A 21,090-nucleotide genomic window follows, 5' to 3' on the forward strand; every position below is an offset into this window, starting at 1 on the left:
CGCGAAAGCCGTACGCGAACAGCCGTATGGGAAAACCGCTTACGCGGCTTACGCGGCCTTCGCCTTGGTGGCGTACATGTCCACGTACTCCTGCCCGGACAGCCGCATGACCTCGGTCATCACCGAGTCGGTCACGGCCCGCAGGACATAGCGGTCGCGGTCCATGCCCTCGTACCGGGAGAACTCCATCGCCTCGCCGAAGCGGACCGTGACCCGGCCGGGGCGCGGGAAGCCGGAGCCGCCGGGCTGGATCTTGTCCGTGCCGATGATGGCGAACGGGACGACGGGCGCGCCGGTCATCATGGCCAGCCGGGCGATGCCCGTACGGCCCCGGTAGAGCCGGCCGTCGGGGGAGCGGGTGCCCTCCGGGTAGATGCTGAAGACCTTGCCCTCCTCCAGCACCCGGCGGCCGGTCATCAGCGCCGCGACCCCGCCGCGCCCGCCGTCGCGGTCGACCGGGATCATGCCGCAGCCCGTGAAGAACCAGGCCATCAGGCGGCCCTTGACGCCCTTGCCGGTGACGTACTCGTCCTTGCCGATGAAGAAGACCTGACGGTCGCAGAACAGCGGCATGATCATCGAGTCGATGAACGTGAGGTGATTGCCGGCCAGAATGACCGGACCCTCGCCCGGGATGTTCTCCGCGCCTTCCACCCGTGGGCGGAACATCAGGCGCATGATCGGTCCGAGCACTGCCTTGATGAGCGCGAAGCGGGACAACGGGCCCTCCGGTGTCAAAGGGGTGCGGGATAAGTCTGTGCAGGTGAGGACATTACTCGCGCCCGCCGGGGTTGCGCACATCGGACGCGGCGGGTTCACCGAGGTCTTACGCACCGTCGACCCGTGTTTACCTGCGGTGGCACGCCGTCGCCCGCCGGTAACCCGGCTGGAACGATGTGACGCAGGTCGCGTACCCCGCGCCGCGGCCACGAACCCGACAGGGCGTCAGGCATCTGTTCCCGTACGACATCACGCGTCACCCGCGTGTTCCGCTGCGGGTCTCCCGCTCGCCATGGACACGCCCCTACGATCGGCGCGCATGGTCGGGCCGATGGCAGGAGGGCGTTCATGGGAACGCAGGGGTCGCAGGAGTCGAACGAGCAGGCGCACGGCACCGGACGACGGGCGCTCCTCGGAGCGGCGGTGCTCGGCGCGGGCGGAGCGGTCCTCGGACTGTCCGGCGCGGCGCGGGCCGCGGACGCCGGGTACGGGGGCGGGGTGGGGAGCCTTCCCGTGCCCACGGTCATCGGCCACCGGGGCGCCAGCGGCTACCGCCCCGAACACACCTTCGGCTCCTACCAACTCGCCCTCGACCTGGGCGCCGACATCGTCGAGGCCGGCGACCTGGTGCCCACCAAGGACGGTCACCTCGTCTGCCGCCACGAGCCGGAGATCGGCGGCACCACGGATGTCGCCGACCACCCCGAGTTCGCCGCCCGCAAGACCACCAAGGTCCTCGACGGCGTCTCCACCACCGGCTGGTTCACCGAGGACTTCACGCTCGCCGAGCTGAAGACGCTGCGCGCGATCGAGCGCATCCCGGCCAACCGCCCGCACAACACCCTCTACAACGGCCGCTGGGAGATCCCCACTTTCGAAGAGGTGCTGAAGTGGCAGGACGAGCAGACCCGTAAGCGCGGCAAGCAGGTCTGGATCTACCCCGAGACCAAGCACCCCACCTACTTCCGCAAGCTGGGCCTCGGCCTGGAGGAGCGGGTCGCCAAGCTGCTGCGCAAGTACGGCAAGGACAAGAAGAACTCCCCGGTCATCCTCCAGTCCTTCGAACCGACCGGCATCCAGCGCTTGAACAAGCTGGTGGACAACCCGCTGGTGGTCCTTCTCTCCAGCGCCGGCAGCCGCCCCGGGGACTTCGTCGAGACGGGCGACCCGCGCACCGTCGCCGACCTCGTCACCCCCAAGGGCCTCAAGGAGATCGCCTCCTACGCCCAGGGCATCGGCCCGACCCTCGACCTGGTCGTCCCGCGCGACTCGGCCGGCAAGCTCACCACGCCGACCACCCTGGTCAAGGACGCCCACGCGGCGGGCCTGATCCTGCACCCGTACACCATGCGCAACGAGAACCCCTTCCTGCCCGCCGACTTCCGCAAGGGCTCGGACGCGGACGCCTACGGCGACGTCTTCGGCGCCTTCAAGGCCTACTTCGCCACGGGCATCGACGGCGTCTTCACCGACAATCCGGACACCGGCCTGCTGGCCCGCGAGGACTTCGTCAACAGCTGAGCGACCGGCCCCGGATGGGGTGACAGTCGGCCACCCGGGCAACCCGCGGCCCGGGCGGCCACGTCCGTCCGCATATGACGCACGACCTGGTCGCCACCCTGCGCCCGCTCCTCACCTCCGAAGCCTCGGCCGAGGCGCATGCCACCGGAATGGAACCGGGCGACCTGGAGCAGGCGGTCTGGCTCCGCCTCCTGGAGCACCTCGACACCCAGGGCCCGCCCCGCGACCCGCAGGACTGGCTGCGCCGGGCCGTCCGCTCCGAGTCCCGCCGCGCCCGCCGTACGACCCGATTCGAGCGGCCGTACGAGAGCGAGCCCGCCGACGACGGCGACCGCACCCCCGAACACCTCGCCCTGGCCGCCGCCCGCCGCCGCGCCCTGCACGACGCCGTGCGCCGCCTGCCGGGCCGCTGCCCCCGTCTGATGGCGGCACTCCTCTCTCCCGAGGACCTGACATACCGGGAAATCGCGGGGGAGTTGGGTATGTCACAGGGCAGTCTTGGCCCGGAACGTTCCCGATGTCTGGGATGTCTGCGTCGATTGCTCACGCCGGAGGTTGCGGCGCGCGAAGCGCGGGGATAGGAGTGAGGGACAACAGGCGATCAGGTGAGCGGGAGGCGTGCGCACATGGGCATGAGCGTGACCATCTCGGCGGCGACCGAGCAGGACGCGGAGCAGATCTTCAGGTTGCAGTACCTGTGCTTCCAGAGCGAGGCGGCGCTGTACGGTAACTACCGCATCGACCCGCTCGTCCAGACCATGGACTCCGTCCGCACGGAGGTCGCCTCCGACTGCGTCTTCGTGGCCCGGCTGGGTGACGAAGTGGTCGGCTCGGTGCGCGGCTCCGTGACCGAGGACGGCGCCGCGGCCATCGGCAAACTCTGCGTCCACCCCCGCCTCCAGGGCCACGGCATCGGAGCCCGTCTCCTCCGGGCAGCCGAGTCGGCCCTCGCGGAGGAACGTGGCGCCAGGAAGTTCCGCCTCCACACCGGCCACCGCAGCGAGGGCAACCTGCGCCTGTACCGCCGAGTGGGCTACGAGACGGTGGGCACGTCCAGGGGCGCGGACGGCGTAGAGATGATCGTCCTGGAGAAGCTGGCGGGAACTTACGCAGCTACGGCGTGAGGAGAGGCCCCTTAGGGGGGCGGGGCTGTATCGATATGCGGCTCCGCCGCGTGGGCGCGACAAGCCACAACGGGCCCGCACCCGCCTGACAACCTCAGGTGGCATCCCCTTGTCGCGCACCCTTCCGCAACCAGTACATGGCAGACACCGGCAAGATCACCGGGATGAAGAGGTACCCGATCCCGAAGTCCGACCACACAGTCGCATCAGGAAACGCGGACGGCTCGACCAACGTCCACGTACCGACGGTCAGCACCCCCGCCAACTCGAACCCGCAGCACACCAGCGCCGCCCTGCGCGCAGCCTCCCCACCCCGCACCAGCGAGTACGTGATGAACCCGTAGACCACCCCCGCCACCGCGGACAGTGAGTACGCGAGCGGGGCGTGGTCGAACTCGGTCGAGATCTGCACCGCCGAGCGCGACACCGCCCCGACGACCATCACGCCGTACAGCCAGACCAGCAGCATCCCCGGCCCGCTGATCAGCCGCGTCCGCTTCTCTTCCGCCACGGCCGCCTCAACTTCCCCAGATGTCATAGAGCCGCACCTCCAGCACGGCCAGCACCACCCCGCCGGCGGCCACCGTCACCGACCCCCACCGCGTCCGCTCGGCCAGCGACATGAACCCCACCGCCGGGACACACGCGAACGCGCCCAGCAGATACGCCACGAAGATCGTCGTGCCCTGCTCCGGCTTCTCGCCCCGCGCCAGCTGCACGATCCCGATCACCAGCTGGACCAGGGCCAGCACCGACACCACGGCCATCCCGATGAAGTGCCAGTCCTTCGTGGGCTGATCACGGTACGCGGCCCAGCCGCACCACGCGGCGAGCAGCAGTGCGGCGACGCCGGTCGCGAGCGTCAGGGCATCAAGCATGCCGCGACCCTATTACGGGCCAAAAGGCCAGATGCGGCCGACCCCGGCGTGCACCGTAGGGTCGAGGGCATGAAGATCCACGCACAAGCCCTCCTGTTCGACAACGACGGAACCCTCGTCTCCTCCCTCGCCTCGGTGGACCGCTGCTGGACGCAGTGGGCGGTGGAGTACGGGATCACCGTCGAGGAGTTCGCGCGGGTCGAACTGCACGGCCGGCCGGCCGCCGAGATAGCCGCCGACCTGCTGCCCGCCGGCATCGTCCCGGAGGCCGTCGCGCGGATCGAGCAGCTGGAGGTGGACGACGTACCCAACGACGGCGTTCACTTGCTGCCCGGCACCCGGGCCTTCCTCGACGCGCTGCCTGCCGACCGCTGGGCCGTGGTCACCTCCGCCACCCGGCGCCTGGCCGAGGCCCGGCTCGACGCCGTCGGCATCCTGCCCAAGACGCTGATCGCCGCCGACGACATCACGCGCGGCAAGCCCGACCCCGAGCCCTACCTGCTCGCCGCCCGCCGGCTGGGTGTCGACCCGGCCCGCTGCGTCGTCTTCGAGGACGCCCCGGCAGGTCTCCAGGCCGGCCGCGCCGCCGGGATGACCACCGTGGCATTGACCACAACTCACCAGGCCCACGAGCTCTCCGCCGACCTCGTGGTCAAGGACCTGTCGGCCCTGTCCGCCCTGGTCACCGACGCGGGAGTGGAGATCTCCGGCCGCGGCTGACGGCTGTCCGCCGCTGTCCGGCATGCGGACGGCGGCGCTTTGCCTGGACCGTACATCTGCTTTACTGATCACATGACCACGACGAGCCACCGCAGCCCTGCGACCGAGGCGACCATGCCGCCCGGTGCTCGTTGTCTGTGTCGAATGTGCGCCTTCTAGAGGGCCCTCGCACCACCATCCGCTCGAGCCTCGCGCCCCGAAGCGAGCCGCCGTGGCATGTCCGTACGCCCTGAGCCGTACGTGACGTAAAGCCCCCGCGCACGTGTTCTCCCCGGTTCCAACGCCTCCGCGAGAACCGTGTCGCGTCCCTGAACGAATGCACCCCTGCCAGGGCACACCCACGCCCTGCGCACGACAGTGACGGAAACCCACGTGATCACCACCTCGGGCCTCACCAAGGTCTACCGCTCCCGCGGTCGCGAGGTCACCGCCCTCGACGGCGTCGATCTCCACGTCCGCGAAGGCGAGGTGTACGGCGTCATCGGCCAGTCCGGCGCCGGCAAGTCCTCGCTCATCCGCTGCGTCAATCTGCTGGAACGGCCCACCGCCGGGACGGTGACCGTCGCCGGGCAGGACCTCACCGCCCTCGCGGGCCGTGGATCCCGCGCGAGCAAGGAACTCCGCCTGGCGCGCAGCCGTATCGGCATGGTCTTCCAGCACTTCAACCTGCTGTCCTCGCGGACCGTGCGGGACAACGTCGAGCTGCCGCTGGAAATCCTCGGCCAGTCGGGCAAGGAACGTTCCCGCAGGGCCCTGGAGCTGCTCGACCTCGTCGGCCTCGCCGACCAGGCGGGGGCCTTCCCCGCCCAGCTCTCCGGCGGCCAGAAGCAGCGCGTCGGCATCGCCCGCGCCCTCGCCGGCGACCCCAAGGTGCTGCTGTCCGACGAGGCGACCAGCGCCCTCGACCCGGAGACCACCCGCTCGATCCTCCAGCTGCTGCGCGACCTGAACCGGCAGTTGGGCCTGACCGTCCTGCTCATCACCCACGAGATGGACGTCGTGAAGTCGATCTGCGACTCGGCCGCGCTCATGGAGAACGGCCGCATCGTCGAGTCCGGCACCGTCAGCGAACTGCTCGCGACCCCGGGCTCCGAGCTGGCCTCCGCGCTGTTCCCGGTGGGCGGCGAGGCATCCGGCGACGACCGCACCGTCGTCGACGTCACCTTCCAGGGCGAGGCCGCCACCCAGCCGGTCATCTCCCAGCTCTCGCGCACCTACCACATCGACATATCGATCCTCGGCGCCGCCATCGACACCGTCGGCGGCCTCCAGGTCGGCCGGATGCGCATCGAACTGCCCGGCCGCTACGAGGACAACGTCGTACCGATCGGCTTCCTGCGCGAACAGGGCCTGCACATAGAGGTACTGGGCCAGGAGGCCCTGCTGGTGAAGGACGGTGCCAAGTGACCTGGGCCCAGATGCAACCCCTTCTCCAGCAGGCGTGTTGGGACACGCTCTACATGGTCGGCTGGTCCACGCTCATCGCCGTCGTCGGCGGCCTCCCGCTCGGGGTTCTCCTCGTCCTCACCGATCGCGGCGGGATCCTCCAGAACGTCGTCGTGAACAAGGTCATCGGGCAGGTCGTGAACATCGCCCGCTCGATGCCGTTCATCATCCTGATGGTCGCGCTGATGAACTTCACCCGCTCCATCACCGGGACGACCATCGGCCGCGAGGCCGCCATCGTGCCGCTCGCCATCGGGGCGATCCCCTTCTTCGCACGCCTCGTCGAGACGGCTGTCCGCGAAGTGGACGGCGGGCTCGTCGAGGCCGTGCAGGCGATGGGCGGCAACACCTGGACGGTCGTCCGCAAGGTCCTCGTACCCGAGTCCCTGCCGTCGCTGATCTCCAGCACCACCACGACGATCGTCGCGCTCATCGGCTACTCGGCGATGGCCGGCACGGTCGGCGCCGGCGGCCTCGGCGACATCGCCATCCGCTACGGCTACCAGCGCTTCGAGGTCGAGCTGATGTGGATCACGGTCGCGATCCTCGCCGTCGTCATCTCGCTGATCCAGTTCGCCGGCGACTACGCGGCGCGCTTCCTGCACCGGCGCGGCGGCCGATCGGGCCCCGCGCCGAGGCTGCGGCTGCTGAAGGCGTCCACGGCGCCGGGCAAGACCGTCTGAGCCACCCCTCCCAGATCCCCCCGTCCACCCATCACGGGGTCGCACCTCCCAGAAGGAAAGGCACTTCTCGTGCGTAACACCGCCAAGATCACCACCGCCGTCCTCGCCGCCGGAACCCTCACCCTCGGGCTCACCGCATGCGGCTCGGACCAGGGCTCCGCCTCCGCCTCCGCCGACACCAGCGGCCCGCTGGTCGTCGCCGCGAGCCCCACCCCGCACGCGGAGATCCTCACCTACGTCAAGGACCACCTGGCGCGGAAGGCGGGCCTGGACCTGGAGGTCAAGGAGTTCACCGACTACGTCCTGCCGAACACGGCGACCGTAGACGGTTCGGTGGACGCCAACTACTTCCAGAACCAGCCGTACCTCGACGACTTCAACCAGAAGAACGGCACCCACATCGTGCCGGTCGTCACGGTCCACCTGGAGCCGCTCGGCCTGTACTCGCACAAGTTCAAGAGCGCCGAGGACATCAAGAGCGGCGCGACCGTCGCCGTCCCGAACGACACCGTGAACGAGGCGCGCGCCCTGAAGCTGCTCGCCGCGAACGGGCTCATCACCCTCAAGGACGGCGTGGGCAACGAGGCGACCCCCGCCGACATCACCAAGAACCCCAAGAACCTCGAGTTCAAGGAGCTGGAGGCGGCCCAGACCCCGCGCTCCCTTCAGGACGTGGACGCCGCGGTCATCAACGGCAACTACGCCATCGAGGCCGACCTGTCGCCGGCCAAGAACGCCCTCGTCCTGGAGTCCGCGAAGAACAACCCGTACGGCAACTTCCTCGCCGTCAAGGACGGCGGCCAGGACGACCCGCGCGTCAAGAAGCTTGCCAAGCTCCTCACCTCCGCCGAGGTCAAGAAGTTCATCGAGGACAAGTACAACGGCGCCGTCCTCCCGTCCTTCTGAATCCTCCTGGCGCGCCCCGCCACGCACGGGGTCCGCTCCCTCACTTGGGGTGGACCCCGTCGTGCGGTTCGGTGTTCACATGCTGCATGCTGGGCAGTTCAGCAGGCCCTCAAGGTTTCCTCACGGTTACGGAGCGCGCATGACGAGCACCTTCCCCAACATCTCCATCAGCACGGAGCGGTTGGTGCTGCGTCCCTTCGATGAGGACGACGTGCCCGCACTGGTCGAGATGATGAACGACGAGCAAGTCACCGCGTGGACCTCCGTGCCGCAGCCCTACACCGAGGACGATGCCCGAAGCTGGATCACCCGGATCGCCCCGGCCGAACGCGCCGAGGGCCGCGGCATCGTCTTCGCCGTCACCGAGTTCCTCACCCAGCGTCTGGTCGGAATCGTGCATCTGCAGAACACGAACTGGCGCGTCCGCTCCAGTGAGATCGCCTACGTCGTCGCCCCCTGGGCCCGTGGCGAGGGGTACGCCTCCGAGGCCACCCTCGCCACCGCCCAGTGGCTCTTCGGCGACCAGAAGTTCGAGCGGCTGGAGCTGCGCACCGCGGCCGACAACACCGCCTCCCAGCAGGTGGCCCAGAAGATCGGCGGCATCAGCGAGGGCGTGCTGCGCAACTCCTGGATAGCGCGGACCAGGACCGAGAGCGGGGAGTGGGCCGACGTACGCACCGACGTCATCGTCTGGAGCCTGCTGCCGGAGGACCTCGCCGGTGTCGGAGACCAACTGGCCGACACCGGCGGTTTCACGTCGTACTCGGACTGGAATTGACTGATTCGGGGCGAGGGTGGGGAAACCGCTTCCCGGCGCCACCAGGTACCCTCACGGAACCCGCTCGCGGGTTGCCCCGCGACGACCTGCGAAAACCCCTGGAGACTGAGAGACGATGGCCGACCGGGTCACGGTGATCGGCTGGGACGGCTCGCCGCTGACTGCCGCGGCCCGCTCCGCTCTGGGTGCCGCCACGCTGGTGGCCGGCGCCGCCCACCACCTGGCGCTCCCCGAGGTGCCACCCGCCGCCGAACGCATCCGCCTCGGCAGTGTCGCCCTCGCCGCCCGCCGCATCGCCGGCCACCGCGGCACGGCGGTCGTGCTCGCCGACGGCGATCCGGGCTTCTTCGGCGTCGTACGGACCCTGCGCGCACCCGAGTTCGGCCTCGAGGTGGAGGTCGTCCCCGCCGTCTCCTCCGTGGCCACCGCCTTCGCCCGCGCGGGTATGCCCTGGGACGACGCGGAGGTGGTCGTCGCACACCGACGCACCCTGCGCCGCGCGGTGAATGTGTGCCGGGCCCACACCAAGGTCGCCGTCCTCACCTCACCGGGCGCCGGCCCCGCCGAACTCGGCCTGCTCATGGAAGGCGTCCACCGCACGTTCGTCATCTGCGAGGAACTCGGCACCGACCGCGAACAGGTCACCGTCGTCACCTCCGACAAGGCCGCCGACCACACCTGGCGCGACCCGAACGTCGTCATCGTCATCGGCGGCCCGGCCGGCCCGGCCGTCGCGGGCGGGGGCGGCGGCTGGATCGCCGGTCGCGAACCGGGTACCGGACCACGCGGCTGGACGCTGCCCGCCGAGACGTACGGCGGCCATCTCGGCGAGGGCGAGGCCGGACTGCTCCGCGCGGCCCAACTCGCCCGGCTCGGACCGCGCGTCGGCGACCTCGTCTGGGACATCGGCTGCGGCAGCGGCGCCTTCGCCACCGAAGCCGCGCGCGCCGGCGCGGCCGTCATCGCCGTCGACCAGGACCCGGACGCCTGCGCTCGCACCGAGTCCGCCGCGCGCGGCTTCGGCGTCCAGATGCAGATCGTGCGCGGCACCGCCCCGCACATCCTGGAGAACCTGCCCGAACCGGATGTCGTCCGGGTCGGCGGCGGGGGAGCGGCGGTGGTCCTGGCGGTCGCCGACCGCCGCCCGCAGCGCATCGTCACGCACGCGGTGACCCGTGACGCGGCCGAACTCGTGGGCCGCCATCTGACCGAGCACGGCTACCAGGTCGAGTGCGCTTTCGTGCAGTCCGTCGAACTCGACACGCGGGCCTGGACGGAGACGGAACGAAGCGTCGCGTTCCTGCTCAGCGGCCTGCTGCCGGACCGCACGCAGTGACTCCCGTGCCGTCCCCGTGATCCTGTTGTCGTACTGCGCGCGGTAGGCTGGCCGATCGTTGCACCGCACTCGGACGACCGGCGCTTCGTAGGCCAATGTCCGGAAAGCACACCCGTTTTGGGGTGAGTGTGGTACGGCAGAACCTGAGGACGCGCAACGTGGCGCAGTCCACAGCGGGCCGTCGCGGATCAAGCTGTCGCGACGGAGCAACGACCGCGACAATGCCAGTTAATGGCTTTGTCGTCTTTTGGCGACGGGTCGTTCGTGCCGCTGGGCACGCACGCTCGTTCTTCACTGCGGGGCGGTCGGTGCGCCGCTCCGGGTGAGCAGGTCGTAGAAGCACTAACCGATGGGCGAGGGGTACGCATGACCGACACCGGCCAGGTCCCGGGCGAGGGACTGCCGGAGAGCGCAGGCATGGTGGAGCAGCCGGGCGCCCCCGCGCACGGTGCGTACACCTACCTCTCCGAGACCACCGCCGAGGACGAAGACCTGTTGCTGCTGCCGGGCGCCCAGGGCGCGTGGGGGAACGAGATCCCACCGCCCGCGCCGGAGCCGGTGGTCGAGACGGTGCACGAGCCGGGCCCGCACGAGATGTCCGGCCGCGACAGCGGCTCGGTCGACCTCAGCGGCGTCCGCCTCCCCAACCCGACGCCGCCGTCGACGGCTCCTCCGCCCCGCCGCCCCCTGCACCTCGGCCCGCCCATCCCCGACGCCTCCGCGAGCCCGGTCCGCTCCCTCGCCGACCGTGGCGCCGTCGGCACACCCGTACGGCAGTCCGGTCCCGAGTACCTCGACGCCCCCCCGCAGGGTGGGACACCCTGGGGTGCGGCGCGGGCACAGCTGAGCCCCGAGGCACCGGCTGCGGAAACGGTTGTCCCGGCCGCTGTGGGCCAGTCGGCGCACACGGCAGTACAGGAAGCGGAACCGGCGGACGCGGCGGCGACGGTCCCCGAGACGGGCCTTTACGCCGAAGAGCCTGGCGCGGAGGCCCAGTTCGCGGGGGCGGGTCTCGCGCCGCAGGGCCACGATGGGGGACCTGGCGCGCAGGTTTCGCAGGGTGGGGAGGCCGCGTTCGGTGGTGAGGCCGCGTTCGGTGGTGCGGCTCCGTCCGGTGGTGAGGCCGCGCAGGTTCCCGGAGAGGCGCACGTTCCGGATGCCGGGCAGCTGCCGCAAGGCGGCGAGGCTCCGGACACCGGTCAGTTGCCGGAAGCCGCTCCCGCTGCGAACGCCGCTCAGGTTCCGGCGTCCGAGCAGGGTACGGCTGTCGACCAGGCCCAGGGCGCTGCCCCGACATCGTCCACCGAACAGACGGCGGCTGCCGCCGAGGACGGGCAGGTGCCGGGAACCACGTCCGGCGCGGCTGCCGGGGAGATGCCGGTAGCGGCCCCCACCTCGGACGTCGATCAGCTCGCCGGGGGCGCTCCGGTCCCGGACGCTGGTCAAGCTCAGGCCGTCGGCCAACTGCCGGAAGGTGCGCAGGGTTTGGACGCTGCGGACCTGCCTGAAGTGGCTCAAGCTGCGGGTGCTGGGCAGTTGTCGGGAGGTGCGCAGGGTTTGGATGCTGCGGACTTGCCTGAAGCCGCCCAAGTTTCGGGTGCCGGGCAGCTGTCGGGAGGCGCGCAAGGCTCTGACGGGCAGTTGCCGGGGGACGGCCAAGCTGCGGACGCTGGGCAGTTGTCGGGAGGCGCGCAAGGCCCGGACACGGGCCAACTGCCGGAAGCCGCCCACGTTCCGGACGCCGGCCAGGGCCCTCAGACCGCGCACGCCCCCGAGGCTGCTCCTCTGTTTGAGGCCGCCCCGGGTTCCGAGGTTGCGGCTTCCGGAGCCGCCCCAGTTTCCGAGGCTGCGGCTTCCGGAGCTGCCCCGGTTTCCGAGGCCCCTGCTTCGGGAGCCGCCCCCGTTCCCGAGGCCCCCGTCGCCGAGGCCGGCGATCCCGGCGCCGTCGCCGCCATGGACGCCGCCCAGGTTCCGGCTGCCGCCGCGCCCCCGGACTCTGGTCAGACAGCAGCCCCCGCCCCGGCCCCCGGTCAGTCAGCCGCCCCCACCCCGGACGCCGGCCAGATCTCCGAGGCCCCCGGGGCCCCCGAGGCCGCAGTTGCCGATCACATGCCGGAGGGCCCCGAGACAACCCCCCTCCCCGACGCACCCGCCCCGCAGCCCTCATACAGCCCCGGCCCCGGCCCCACCCCACTCGTCGCCGACGCCGGAGCGACCCCCGCGGCCGTATCCCCTGAGCCGTCCCCGCAGCCAGCGGACGCCGGGCACGCCGTACCGGACCAGCCCCAGGCGCCCGCCGCGGACCCCCAGCCCGCCCAGGGCCCGCAGTCGGCACAGGCGGCCCCCCACCCGGCTCCCCACCCCATCCCGGACCTGTCCCTCCCACAGGCCGCACAGCCGGAGCACACCGCGGAAGGCCACCCGGAGCCGACCCGCGCCACCGCCCCGACAGCCCCCGCCCCTCACTCGGCCCCCGCCCCGGACGGATCGCACTTCCCGGACGCCCCCGCCGACTTCACCACCGCGGACTCCCCGGCACAGCCCCCCCAACCAACGCCCACCCCCGCCGCCCTCGCGCAGCCCCCGCACGACCAGTCGGCGCCAGCCCCGGAGACGGAGGCCCACGCAATGGCAAACGGGGAGACTCACGCGCCCCAACCCTCCACCGGGGAACTCCCCGCGGCACAGCCGGAGTTCGCAGGCCCCGACACTGCCGGCGCCCCTACCGAGCCCCACCCCGACCAGCCCGTGGGCGAGTTCGTCCCGGTCGAGGGATCGGTGCCGACCACCCCCCTGGCGCCGACACCCCGTGAGGGCGACCCCGAACTCGTCCAGGACGCGGAGGACCTGAACACCCGGGCCGCAGACCAGGAAGAAGAGAGCACGGCCGCAGTGGAAGACGTACGACAGTCCACCGGCCCGGCCGCACCCGCCTACGGCGACGCAGAGCGCGAGGCCGTCCTCAAGGTCATGCGCGAACGCCGCGACATCCGCAACGGCTTCCGCAGCGACCCCATCCCGCACGAGGTACTGCTCCGCGTCCTGGAGGCCGCGCACACCGCGCCGTCCGTGGGCCACTCGCAGCCCTGGGACTTCGTCGTCATCCGGTCCGCCGAGACCCGGCACACGATGCACGAACTGGCCATGCGCCAGCGCGACGCGTACGCCAAGTCCCTCCCCAAGGGCCGGGCCAAGCAGTTCAAGGAACTGAAGATCGAGGCCATCCTCGACACCCCGGTGAACATCGTCGTCACCGCGGACCCCACCCGCGGCGGCCGCCACACCCTCGGCCGTCACACCCAGCCGCAGATGGCGCCGTACTCCTCCGCGCTCGCGGTCGAGAACCTCTGGCTCGCCGCCCGCGCCGAGGGCCTCGGCGTCGGCTGGGTCAGCTTCTTCGACGAGCGCGAGATGGTCCGCACCCTGGGCCTGCCCGAGCACCTGGAGGTCGTCGCCTACCTCTGTGTCGGGTACGTCGACGAGTTCCCGGACGAGCCCGAGCTGATGCAGGCGGGCTGGTCCAAACGCCGTCCGCTGTCCTGGGTCGTCCACGAGGAGACGTACGGCCGTCGCGCCCTGCCCGGCGAGGACCCGCACGACCTGCTGGGCGAGACCGTCGCGCAGATCCGCCCGCTGGACGCCAAGGCGCTCGGCGAGGCATGGGAGCGGCAGAAGCGCATGACGAAGCCGCCCGGCGCACTCGGCATGCTGGAGATCATCTCCGCACAGTTGTCCGGCCTGTCCCGCCAGTGCCCGCCGCCGATCCCGGAGCCCGCGGCCGTCGCGATCTTCGCGGGCGACCACGGTGTGCACGCGCAAGGGGTCACCCCCTGGCCGCAGGAGGTCACGGCCCAGATGGTGGCCAACTTCCTCGGCGGGGGAGCGGTGTGCAACGCCTTCGCGACCCAGGTGGGCGCCGAGGTCTGCGTCGTCGACGTGGGCGTCGCCACCGAACTGCCCGCCACCCCCGGCCTCCTGCCCCGCAAGGTCCGCGCGGGTACCTCCGACATGACCACCGGCCCCGCGATGACCCGGGAGGAGGCCAGGCAGGCCATCGAGGTGGGCATCGAGACCGCCCGCGACCTGGTCTCGGCCGGCAACAAGGCTCTGCTCACCGGCGAGATGGGCATCGCGAACACCACCGCGTCCGCCGCCCTGATCTCCGTCTTCACGGACACCGACCCCGCCGAGGTCACCGGCCGCGGCACCGGCATCAACGACGAGACCCTGGCCCGCAAGACCGAGGTCGTCCGCCGCGCCATCGAACTCCACCAGCCGGACCCGGCCGACCCGATCGGCGTCCTCGCGGCGATCGGCGGCTTCGAGCACGCGGCGATGGTCGGCCTGCTCCTCGGCGGCGCCTCCCTGCGTACGCCGGTGATCCTGGACGGCGTCAGCGCCGGCGCCGCCGCACTGGTCGCCCGCGCGATCGCCCCCGAGGTCCTCGCCGCGTGCATCGCCGGCCACCGCAGCGCCGAGCCGGGCCACGTGGCCGCCCTGAACAAGCTGGGCCTGCGACCCTTGGTCGACCTCGATCTCCGTCTGGGCGAGGGCACGGGCGCCCTCCTGGCCCTCCCGCTGGTGCAGAGCACGGCGAGGGCCATGCACGAGGTGGCGACGTTCGATTCCGCAGGGGTGACCGAGAAGTAGGCGGATCACACCCGGCACCGACCACGGTGCGCAGCCAACCCGCCGTAGGGTGAAACCACCCCGAACCAGCACATGACAGGCCGCTCCAGCCCAGCGCGGCGGCCCCGTACGAGGAGCCGCACCTCCATGGCCGAACACCCCGCCTACCCCGTAGGCCTCCGCCTCACCGGCCGCCGAGTGGTCGTCCTCGGCGGCGGCCAGGTCGCCCAGCGCCGCCTCCCGGCCCTGATCGCGGCGGGCGCGGACGTCCTCCTCGTCTCCCCGGGGGCGACCCCCTCGGTCGAGGCCATGGCGGACGCGGGCGAGATCACCTGGGAGAAGCGCCCGTACGCCGACGGCGACCTCGCCGACGCCTGGTACGCCCTCATCGCCACCAGCGACCCCGAAGCGAACACGCGAGCCTCCGCGGAGGCGGAGGCGCACCGCGTCTGGTGCGTCCGCTCCGACGACGCCGACGCGGCGACGGCCTGGACCCCGGCCACCGGAACCAGCGCCGGAGTGACGGTGGCCGTCCTCACCACGAACGCGCGCGGCCGCGACCCGCGCCACACCGCCGCCATCCGCGACGCCGTCGTCGAGGGCCTGCGCGACGGCACCCTGGTCGCCCCGCACCACCGCACCCGCACCACCGGCGTCGCCCTGGTCGGCGGCGGCCCCGGCGACCCGGACCTGATCACGGTTCGCGGCCGCCGCCTGCTCGCCGAGGCCGACGTCGTCATCGCCGACCGCCTCGGCCCGCGCGACCTCCTCGCCGAACTCCCGCCGCATGTCGAGGTGATCGACGCGGCGAAGATCCCGTACGGCCGTTTCATGGCCCAGGAGGCCATCAACAACGCGCTGATCGAACACGCCAAGCAGGGCAAGTCGGTCGTCCGCCTCAAGGGCGGCGACCCGTACGTCTTCGGCCGCGGCATGGAGGAGCTCCAGGCGCTCGCCGAGGCCGGCATCCCGTGCACCGTCGTCCCCGGCATCTCCAGCTCGATCTCGGTCCCGGGCGCGGCCGGCATCCCCGTCACCCACCGCGGCATCGCCCACGAGTTCACCGTCGTCAGCGGCCATGTCGCCCCCGACGACGAACGCTCCCTGGTCGACTGGCCGTCCCTCGCGAAGCTGACCGGCACCCTCGTGATCCTCATGGGCGTCGACAAGATCGGCCGGATCGCCGAGACGCTGGTGGCCCACGGCAAGTCCCCGGAGACCCCGGTCGCCCTCGTCCAGGAGGGCACGACGGCCGCCCAGCGCCGGGTCGACGCGACCCTCGCGACGGTCGCCGAGACCGTACGCACCGAGGACGTGAAGCCCCCGGCGGTCATCGTCATCGGCGAGGTCGTGAGCGTAGGACCGCGGAGGGACGGGTAAACCCGAGGCGTAACCCCGGGTAACCCAACCCGTCCCAAGCCGTTGGCACCGCACCCAGGACAAGGCAGTATCATCCTGTGGCCGATCTCATCACCGTCGAGGACCCCGACGACCCGCGCCTGCACGACTACACGGGCCTGACCGACGTCGAACTGCGCCGCAAGCGCGAGCCCGCCGAGGGCCTGTTCATCGCCGAGGGCGAGAAGGTCATCAGACGGGCCAAGGACACCGGCTACGAGATGCGTTCGATGCTGCTGTCCGCGAAGTGGGTCGACGTCATGCGCGACGTCATCGACGAACTCCCGGCCCCCGTCTACGCGGTCAGCCCGGAGCTCGCCGAGCAGGTCACCGGCTACCACGTGCACCGCGGCGCGCTCGCCTCCATGCAGCGCAAGCAGCTGCCCACGGCGGCCGACCTCCTCCAGACCGCACGCCGCATCGTGATCATGGAGTCCGTCAACGACCACACCAACATAGGCGCGATCTTCCGCTCGGCCGCCGCCCTCGGCATGGACGCGGTCCTGCTCTCCCCGGACTGCGCCGACCCCCTCTACCGCCGCAGCGTGAAGGTCTCCATGGGCGCGGTGTTCTCCGTCCCGTACGCCCGTCTCGACACCTGGCCCAAGAGCCTGGAGTCGGTCCGCGAGGCGGGCTTCACCCTCCTCGCCCTCACCCCGGACGCCAAGGCGAGAACCCTCGACGAAGCCGCCCCGCACAAGATGAACCGGGTGGCCCTGATGCTCGGCGCCGAGGGCGACGGCCTGTCCACCCAGGCCCTGGTGGCCGCCGACGAATGGGTCCGTATCCCGATGGCCCACGGCGTCGACTCCCTCAACGTGGGCGCGGCGGCCGCGGTCGCCTTCTACGCGGTGGCCACGGGCCGCCCCGAACTCTAGGCCGTCCCTACCTGCTGGTGTACCTGCTCATGCTGCTTCCGTACGACGTCACCCTCGCCGCCGAGTCCTTGTGACGGCCCCTGGCAGCCCTGCGCCGCCGCGATGCCGAGCGCCACGAGCAGCGTCACCACGACGAACACGAACAGCCGCTGCCGCAGCAGTCGCGGATTCGCGGGCCGTCGGCCCGTCCCCGTGCTCCGGGACGCCGGACGCCCCGTGCCACCGCGCGACGCGGGACGGCTCCCGGTGCCGCCGGAGCGTGTCGTGTTCCGCGCGGCCGACGTGGGCCGCCCCCCGGACCGGGACGACGGGGCGCTGCCGCGCGCGGCACCGCCGGCCCGCGAAGGTGCCCCGCCACGCGACGCGGTTCCACCTCGCACCGGACCGGAACCGCGCGACGGAGTGCCGCCCCGCGGTGCGGGATTCCCCTGCGTGCCTTCCCCGCCCTGCGCACCCTGCTGTCCCTGCGGGCGCCGCTGAGGCCGCTCCGGATAGGTGTCGGCGAGCCGCCCGGTGGGCCGGTCATCCGCCCCGCCGCGCGGCGCGGGCGGACGCATGTCCGCGAGCCCCTGAGCCTCCCGGGCCGCGATCTCCTTGAGCCGCAGCGACAGCTGGAGCGTGCTGGGCCGCTCCCCGGGATCCTTCGCCAGGCACGCCCGGACCAACGGAGCCAGCGCGTCCGGCACGCCGTGCAACTGCGCCTCCTCATGCACCACCCGGTACAGCATCACCTCGGAACTGCCGTGCCCGAAGGGCGAGTCACCCATGGACGCGTATGCCAGGGTCGCGCCCAGGGAGAACACATCCGTAGCGGGCGTCACCGCCGCCCCGCGCACCTGCTCGGGCGCGAGGAAACCGGGGGAGCCGACCGCCGTGCCGACATGGGTGAGCGTCGAGGCCCCCGTCGCCCAGGCGATACCGAAATCGATGATCCGCGGCCCCTTGGGGGAGAGCAGGATGTTGGACGGCTTCAGGTCCCGGTGTACGACCCCGGCCTCGTGCACGGCCACCAGCCCCTCCGACAGGGCGGCCCCGACGGCGGCTACGTCGGCCGCGCCCAGCGGCCCCCCGTCGGCGACCTTGTCGTGCAGCGAGGGACCGGGTACGTACTGGGTGGCGAACCACGGCCGATCCGCGTCGAGATCGGCGGCGACGAGCCGTGCCGTGCACCCGCCACGGATCCGCCGCGCCGCCGAGACCTCACGCGCGAACCGCGAGCGGAACTCCTGATCCTCCGCCAGATCCGGCCGGATCACCTTCAGCGCGACCCGCTGGCCCTTCCGGTCAGAACCGAGGTAGACGACGCCCATCCCGCCAGCGCCGAGCCGTCTGTGAAGCCTGAACGAGCCGACGACGCGCGGGTCCTCGCGCCTCAGGCGCATCATCGCCATGTTCATCCCCGCTGCCCGGTCCGTGTGACGTGCCACAGCTTACGTTTCCACGGCCCGCCGCGCGCAGAGGCCGCGCCCTCTCGGCCCGATCGATTGTCAGTGCCCGGTGGGAGACTTGAAGAGTGGTCAGGGACCTCGCGAGCAGAACGACTTGGGCCGGCCCGCGATCCCAACCACCCACCGAAGAAGGGGGATTGATCCCGTGAAGGGTGATCGCGTGGAAATAGTCGTGGACGCCGGGGACACGACACGTACATACGAGGTGGTGGCGAGCAGAGCGGGCCGCCGAGTGGAGACGGCGGTACGCCGAGGCGTCGTGGAAGTGAGCGAAGTCACCCGCAACGGCTCCGTCATCCGCACGGCCCGCTTCATGGCGACCAGGGTCCTGGCACTGGTCGAACAGCCGGTCCCGCGCGAGGACAGTTCAGAGAAAACGGGGCACACCGGACGCCCCCTCGGGGAAGACCCCGAGACCTAGGACTCCGTCTCCACCCAGGGGAGTACTCCGCAGGTCATCGCTCATCCTCCGGGAGGCCCGGCAATGGGTACGAGGGCATGACGTCCAATCAGCGCCGGACGCCTAGATTTGAGGTCAAGCGGCGGGTGCAGCACTCGTCCCCCGAGGTCAGACACCCGCCGCTGCCAGCACAACCGAGATCGGTCAGGAGAGGAGGGACCATGGCCCACACGGCACCGCGGACACTGATCCGCACACAGGAGCGCAAGGCATACGCCACCGCGCTCCGGCCCCGCCGACAGGGCCGCCGCCACCCCTTGGTGGCGACGCTCATGGCCCTCCCCCTGGCGGCCCTGCTCCTCCTGGTCTTCGACGGCTGGGAAACAGTGGCCACACAAGCGTCGTCCGTGGGAGTGATGCTGGGGCGCTGAGCGGCGACCCCAGGCCCGGAAGAGCGGTCCGGGCGGGGACATCCACCCATGAAACCCCGTGGGGACGGGGGTGCGGCGGACGGCAAAAATGCCGGCGCAGCTGGGGAGCTGCGCCGGCATTGTTTTGCCCGAAACCAATGCGAGGGCCACCTCTCGGCGGGCCGAGTCGGGTGGTGGGGTGGGCATAGGCCCGGGGTCCGGGGGCGAAGCCCCCAGCGAGGCCCGCACCAACGCCGGCTCCCTGAACCGCACCAAACCACAAACCCTGCGTACTCTCGCGAGCGAACCCCCGCCCCGCTCCAGGAGCCCCGTGACCACCAACCCCCTCCTCGCCGAGCTCACCGCCCGAGCCAAAGCCAGGGCCCACTCGGCAGCATCACCCTGCCCCTGCGGGGCAACCAGCACCCTCACCGACGGCCGCGACGCCACCGTCGTCCGCCACGCCCACACCGTCGCCAAGGCACACGCCCCCGACACCCCCCGCGCCGAGCTGACCCCCCGCCTCACCACCGCCACCCGCCTCCCCGGCATCCTCCTCCCCCCGCTCAGCCCGACCCCCATCGACCTGCACGGCCGACTCGTGACGTTCTGGCCGTACGGCACACCCGTGGACCCGGAGAACCCGGAAGCGGCCCCCTGGGAGGACGCCGCCACCCTCCTGGCCCGCCTGCACCGAACACCCACCTCGGCGATATCCGCACATCCCTCCCCGCCCCTCACCGTCCTGCCCGCCATGCGCGGCCCCGCCAAAGCCGCCCAAGCGGTCGCCCGACTCCGCGCGGCCGGTTCCCACCCCGCCGCCACCCCCGTCCTGCGCGCCTGGTCCACCCTCCCCTCCTGGGCCCGAGCCGAGAGCCCCATGCCGGACAGCAGCACTCTCTGCCACGGCGACCTCCACCTCGGCCAGCTCGTGCGCCACCCGGCCCCCGACGGCCCCTGGCTGCTCATCGACGTAGACGACCTGGGTGTCGGGATCCCGGGCTGGGACCTCGCCCGCCCGGCGGCCTGGTACGCCTGCGGACTGCTCCCGCCCGAGGCGTGGACCCGCTTCCTGACCGCCTACCGCGCGGCGGGCGGCCCGGCCGTCCCCGCGGACGGCGACCCCTGGCCCGCGCTGGACGTCCCGGCCCGCGCGCTCACCGTGCAGACCGCCGCCCGGTCGATCGCCAAGGCCGTAACGGCGGACCGCCCCCTGGACGAGGTGGAGCAGGCACTCGTCGACGCCTGCGACCGCATGGGTTTCGCCCCGCCGCAGTTGGCGCGAGGTTCGGCGAAGTAGGGTGCAACCGAACCGCAGCCGGACAGAGTCTGTCCTGGCGAAACACTAAGCAGGACCAACCGGCGAGGAGTTGAGCCGACCATGCAGTGTCCGAAATGCCATGCGCCGATGCACACGTACAACCGGAACGGCGTCCAGATCGAGCAGTGCAGCGGGTGCCGCGGCATATTCCTCGACTACGGCGAGCTGGAGTCGCTGACTCGCCTGGAGTCCCAGTGGTCCCAGCCGGCCGTTCCGCCGCCCCCGGCCGCCCCGCAGTACCCGGCCGCGCCCGGCGCGCCCGCCTGGGGCGCCCCGCAGGGCGGCCACTACGGCGGCCACCAGGGTCACCACGGTCGTCATGGCAACAAGGGCTTCGGTCGCATGCTTTTCTCCAGCTGACAGCTGACAGTCGGCACACGAAGAAGCCCCCGGCCGCAGCGCGGGTTCTACTGATCCCCGCAACACCCTGGAGTTCAGGGAGTTGCGGGGATCGTGGATTTTGAGGTGCTGAAGGCGAGGTTCTTCGAGGCACT

At 71.6% G+C, this 21,090-nt stretch carries 20 protein-coding genes; 16 read left to right on the forward strand and 4 right to left on the reverse strand.

From position 1 onward, the window contains the following. Positions 1-48 precede the first annotated feature (48 nt). Positions 49-678, reverse strand: coding sequence for a lysophospholipid acyltransferase family protein (locus tag AB0I77_RS20615; RefSeq protein WP_363284078.1), 630 nt, complete (start codon positions 676-678; stop codon positions 49-51). Positions 679-1,068: 390 nt separating this feature from the next. Here AB0I77_RS20615 and AB0I77_RS20620 point away from each other — a divergent pair, with 390 nt between their 5' ends. From AB0I77_RS20620 to AB0I77_RS20630, 3 genes are all read left to right on the forward strand, one after another. Next, positions 1,069-2,241 carry a glycerophosphodiester phosphodiesterase gene (locus tag AB0I77_RS20620; protein ID WP_363284049.1) on the forward strand — a complete coding sequence of 391 codons (1,173 nt, stop codon included), beginning with the start codon at positions 1,069-1,071 and terminating at the stop codon, positions 2,239-2,241. A gap of 74 nt (positions 2,242-2,315) precedes the next feature. Further along, the gene (locus AB0I77_RS20625) at positions 2,316-2,822 is read left to right on the forward strand and encodes a sigma-70 family RNA polymerase sigma factor (RefSeq protein ID WP_363284050.1); all 507 of its coding nucleotides are present in this window, start codon (positions 2,316-2,318) and stop codon (positions 2,820-2,822) included. 45 nt (positions 2,823-2,867) lie between these two features. Further along, complete coding sequence (locus tag AB0I77_RS20630; protein ID WP_363284051.1) at positions 2,868-3,365, forward strand: GNAT family N-acetyltransferase; 498 nt, start codon at positions 2,868-2,870, stop codon at positions 3,363-3,365. Positions 3,366-3,459: 94 nt separating this feature from the next. On the opposite strand, the gene AB0I77_RS20635 is transcribed toward AB0I77_RS20630, so the two are convergent. Next, positions 3,460-3,903 carry a hypothetical protein gene (locus tag AB0I77_RS20635; RefSeq protein WP_363284052.1) on the reverse strand — a complete coding sequence of 148 codons (444 nt, stop codon included), beginning with the start codon at positions 3,901-3,903 and terminating at the stop codon, positions 3,460-3,462. Continuing rightward, a complete protein-coding gene (locus AB0I77_RS20640) occupies positions 3,884-4,243 on the reverse strand; it encodes a hypothetical protein (protein WP_363284053.1) in 360 nt (119 codons plus the stop codon). The genes AB0I77_RS20635 and AB0I77_RS20640 overlap by 20 nt, the downstream gene beginning before the upstream one ends. A gap of 69 nt (positions 4,244-4,312) precedes the next feature. On the opposite strand from AB0I77_RS20640, the gene AB0I77_RS20645 reads away from it, so the two are divergent. The 9 genes from AB0I77_RS20645 to AB0I77_RS20685 all read left to right on the forward strand — a co-directional run bounded on the left by AB0I77_RS20645 (position 4,313) and on the right by AB0I77_RS20685 (position 17,017). Continuing rightward, complete coding sequence (locus AB0I77_RS20645) at positions 4,313-4,963, forward strand: HAD family hydrolase (protein ID WP_363284054.1); 651 nt, start codon at positions 4,313-4,315, stop codon at positions 4,961-4,963. 372 nt (positions 4,964-5,335) lie between these two features. Continuing rightward, entirely contained in the window at positions 5,336-6,370 is a 1,035-nt protein-coding gene (locus tag AB0I77_RS20650; RefSeq protein WP_363284055.1) for an ATP-binding cassette domain-containing protein, read from the forward strand. Further along, positions 6,367-7,092, forward strand: a complete 726-nt coding sequence (locus AB0I77_RS20655) for a methionine ABC transporter permease (protein WP_363284056.1) — start codon at positions 6,367-6,369, stop codon at positions 7,090-7,092. Before AB0I77_RS20650 ends, AB0I77_RS20655 begins: the two co-directional genes overlap by 4 nt. 69 nt (positions 7,093-7,161) lie before the next feature. Continuing rightward, positions 7,162-7,998, forward strand: coding sequence for a MetQ/NlpA family ABC transporter substrate-binding protein (locus AB0I77_RS20660; protein ID WP_363284057.1), 837 nt, complete (start codon positions 7,162-7,164; stop codon positions 7,996-7,998). A gap of 139 nt (positions 7,999-8,137) precedes the next feature. Further along, on the forward strand, positions 8,138-8,776 hold the full coding sequence (locus AB0I77_RS20665; RefSeq protein ID WP_363284058.1) for a GNAT family N-acetyltransferase: 639 nt from the start codon (positions 8,138-8,140) through the stop codon (positions 8,774-8,776). A 115-nt stretch (positions 8,777-8,891) separates the two neighbouring features. Beyond that, positions 8,892-10,112, forward strand: coding sequence for a precorrin-6y C5,15-methyltransferase (decarboxylating) subunit CbiE (cbiE, locus tag AB0I77_RS20670; protein WP_363284059.1), 1,221 nt, complete (start codon positions 8,892-8,894; stop codon positions 10,110-10,112). A 366-nt stretch (positions 10,113-10,478) separates the two neighbouring features. After that, entirely contained in the window at positions 10,479-14,762 is a 4,284-nt protein-coding gene (cobT, locus tag AB0I77_RS20675) for a nicotinate-nucleotide--dimethylbenzimidazole phosphoribosyltransferase (RefSeq protein ID WP_363284060.1), read from the forward strand. A gap of 126 nt (positions 14,763-14,888) precedes the next feature. Beyond that, positions 14,889-16,121, forward strand: a complete 1,233-nt coding sequence (gene cobA / locus AB0I77_RS20680) for a uroporphyrinogen-III C-methyltransferase (RefSeq protein WP_363284062.1) — start codon at positions 14,889-14,891, stop codon at positions 16,119-16,121. 77 nt (positions 16,122-16,198) lie between these two features. Next, on the forward strand, positions 16,199-17,017 hold the full coding sequence (locus tag AB0I77_RS20685; RefSeq protein ID WP_363284063.1) for an RNA methyltransferase: 819 nt from the start codon (positions 16,199-16,201) through the stop codon (positions 17,015-17,017). Here AB0I77_RS20685 and AB0I77_RS20690 read toward each other — a convergent pair. Continuing rightward, a complete protein-coding gene (locus AB0I77_RS20690) occupies positions 17,014-18,414 on the reverse strand; it encodes a protein kinase (RefSeq protein ID WP_363284079.1) in 1,401 nt (466 codons plus the stop codon). The genes AB0I77_RS20685 and AB0I77_RS20690 overlap by 4 nt on opposite strands. A 196-nt stretch (positions 18,415-18,610) precedes the next feature. Between AB0I77_RS20690 and AB0I77_RS20695 the strand changes: the two genes are divergently transcribed. From AB0I77_RS20695 to AB0I77_RS20710, 4 genes are all read left to right on the forward strand, one after another. Further along, entirely contained in the window at positions 18,611-18,886 is a 276-nt protein-coding gene (locus tag AB0I77_RS20695; protein ID WP_363284064.1) for a hypothetical protein, read from the forward strand. A gap of 200 nt (positions 18,887-19,086) precedes the next feature. Continuing rightward, positions 19,087-19,296, forward strand: a complete 210-nt coding sequence (locus AB0I77_RS20700) for a hypothetical protein (protein ID WP_363284065.1) — start codon at positions 19,087-19,089, stop codon at positions 19,294-19,296. A gap of 310 nt (positions 19,297-19,606) precedes the next feature. Beyond that, positions 19,607-20,575, forward strand: a complete 969-nt coding sequence (locus AB0I77_RS20705) for an aminoglycoside phosphotransferase family protein (RefSeq protein ID WP_363284066.1) — start codon at positions 19,607-19,609, stop codon at positions 20,573-20,575. Between the two features lie 81 nt (positions 20,576-20,656). Further along, positions 20,657-20,956: a zf-TFIIB domain-containing protein gene (locus tag AB0I77_RS20710; RefSeq protein ID WP_363284067.1), complete on the forward strand. Its 300-nt coding sequence runs from the start codon at positions 20,657-20,659 to the stop codon at positions 20,954-20,956. Positions 20,957-21,090 lie beyond the last annotated feature (134 nt).

This window comes from Streptomyces sp. NPDC050619, from assembly GCF_040654815.1.
In the GTDB taxonomy this organism is placed as follows: Bacteria; Actinomycetota; Actinomycetes; order Streptomycetales; family Streptomycetaceae; genus Streptomyces.

Excerpts from the sequence above, each read along its gene's own strand:
- AB0I77_RS20615 (WP_363284078.1), bottom strand. The coding sequence starts at position 678 with ATGCGCCTGATGTTCCGCCCACGGGTGGAAGGCGCGGAGAACATCCCG.
- AB0I77_RS20620 (WP_363284049.1), top strand. The coding sequence starts at position 1,069 with ATGGGAACGCAGGGGTCGCAGGAGTCGAACGAGCAGGCGCACGGCACC.
- AB0I77_RS20625 (WP_363284050.1), top strand. The coding sequence starts at position 2,316 with ATGACGCACGACCTGGTCGCCACCCTGCGCCCGCTCCTCACCTCCGAA.
- AB0I77_RS20630 (WP_363284051.1), top strand. The coding sequence starts at position 2,868 with ATGGGCATGAGCGTGACCATCTCGGCGGCGACCGAGCAGGACGCGGAG.
- AB0I77_RS20635 (WP_363284052.1), bottom strand. The coding sequence starts at position 3,903 with ATGACATCTGGGGAAGTTGAGGCGGCCGTGGCGGAAGAGAAGCGGACG.
- AB0I77_RS20640 (WP_363284053.1), bottom strand. The coding sequence starts at position 4,243 with ATGCTTGATGCCCTGACGCTCGCGACCGGCGTCGCCGCACTGCTGCTC.
- AB0I77_RS20645 (WP_363284054.1), top strand. The coding sequence starts at position 4,313 with ATGAAGATCCACGCACAAGCCCTCCTGTTCGACAACGACGGAACCCTC.
- AB0I77_RS20665 (WP_363284058.1), top strand. The coding sequence starts at position 8,138 with ATGACGAGCACCTTCCCCAACATCTCCATCAGCACGGAGCGGTTGGTG.
- cbiE (WP_363284059.1), top strand. The coding sequence starts at position 8,892 with ATGGCCGACCGGGTCACGGTGATCGGCTGGGACGGCTCGCCGCTGACT.
- cobT (WP_363284060.1), top strand. The coding sequence starts at position 10,479 with ATGACCGACACCGGCCAGGTCCCGGGCGAGGGACTGCCGGAGAGCGCA.
- cobA (WP_363284062.1), top strand. The coding sequence starts at position 14,889 with ATGGCCGAACACCCCGCCTACCCCGTAGGCCTCCGCCTCACCGGCCGC.
- AB0I77_RS20690 (WP_363284079.1), bottom strand. The coding sequence starts at position 18,414 with ATGAACATGGCGATGATGCGCCTGAGGCGCGAGGACCCGCGCGTCGTC.
- AB0I77_RS20700 (WP_363284065.1), top strand. The coding sequence starts at position 19,087 with ATGGCCCACACGGCACCGCGGACACTGATCCGCACACAGGAGCGCAAG.
- AB0I77_RS20710 (WP_363284067.1), top strand. The coding sequence starts at position 20,657 with ATGCAGTGTCCGAAATGCCATGCGCCGATGCACACGTACAACCGGAAC.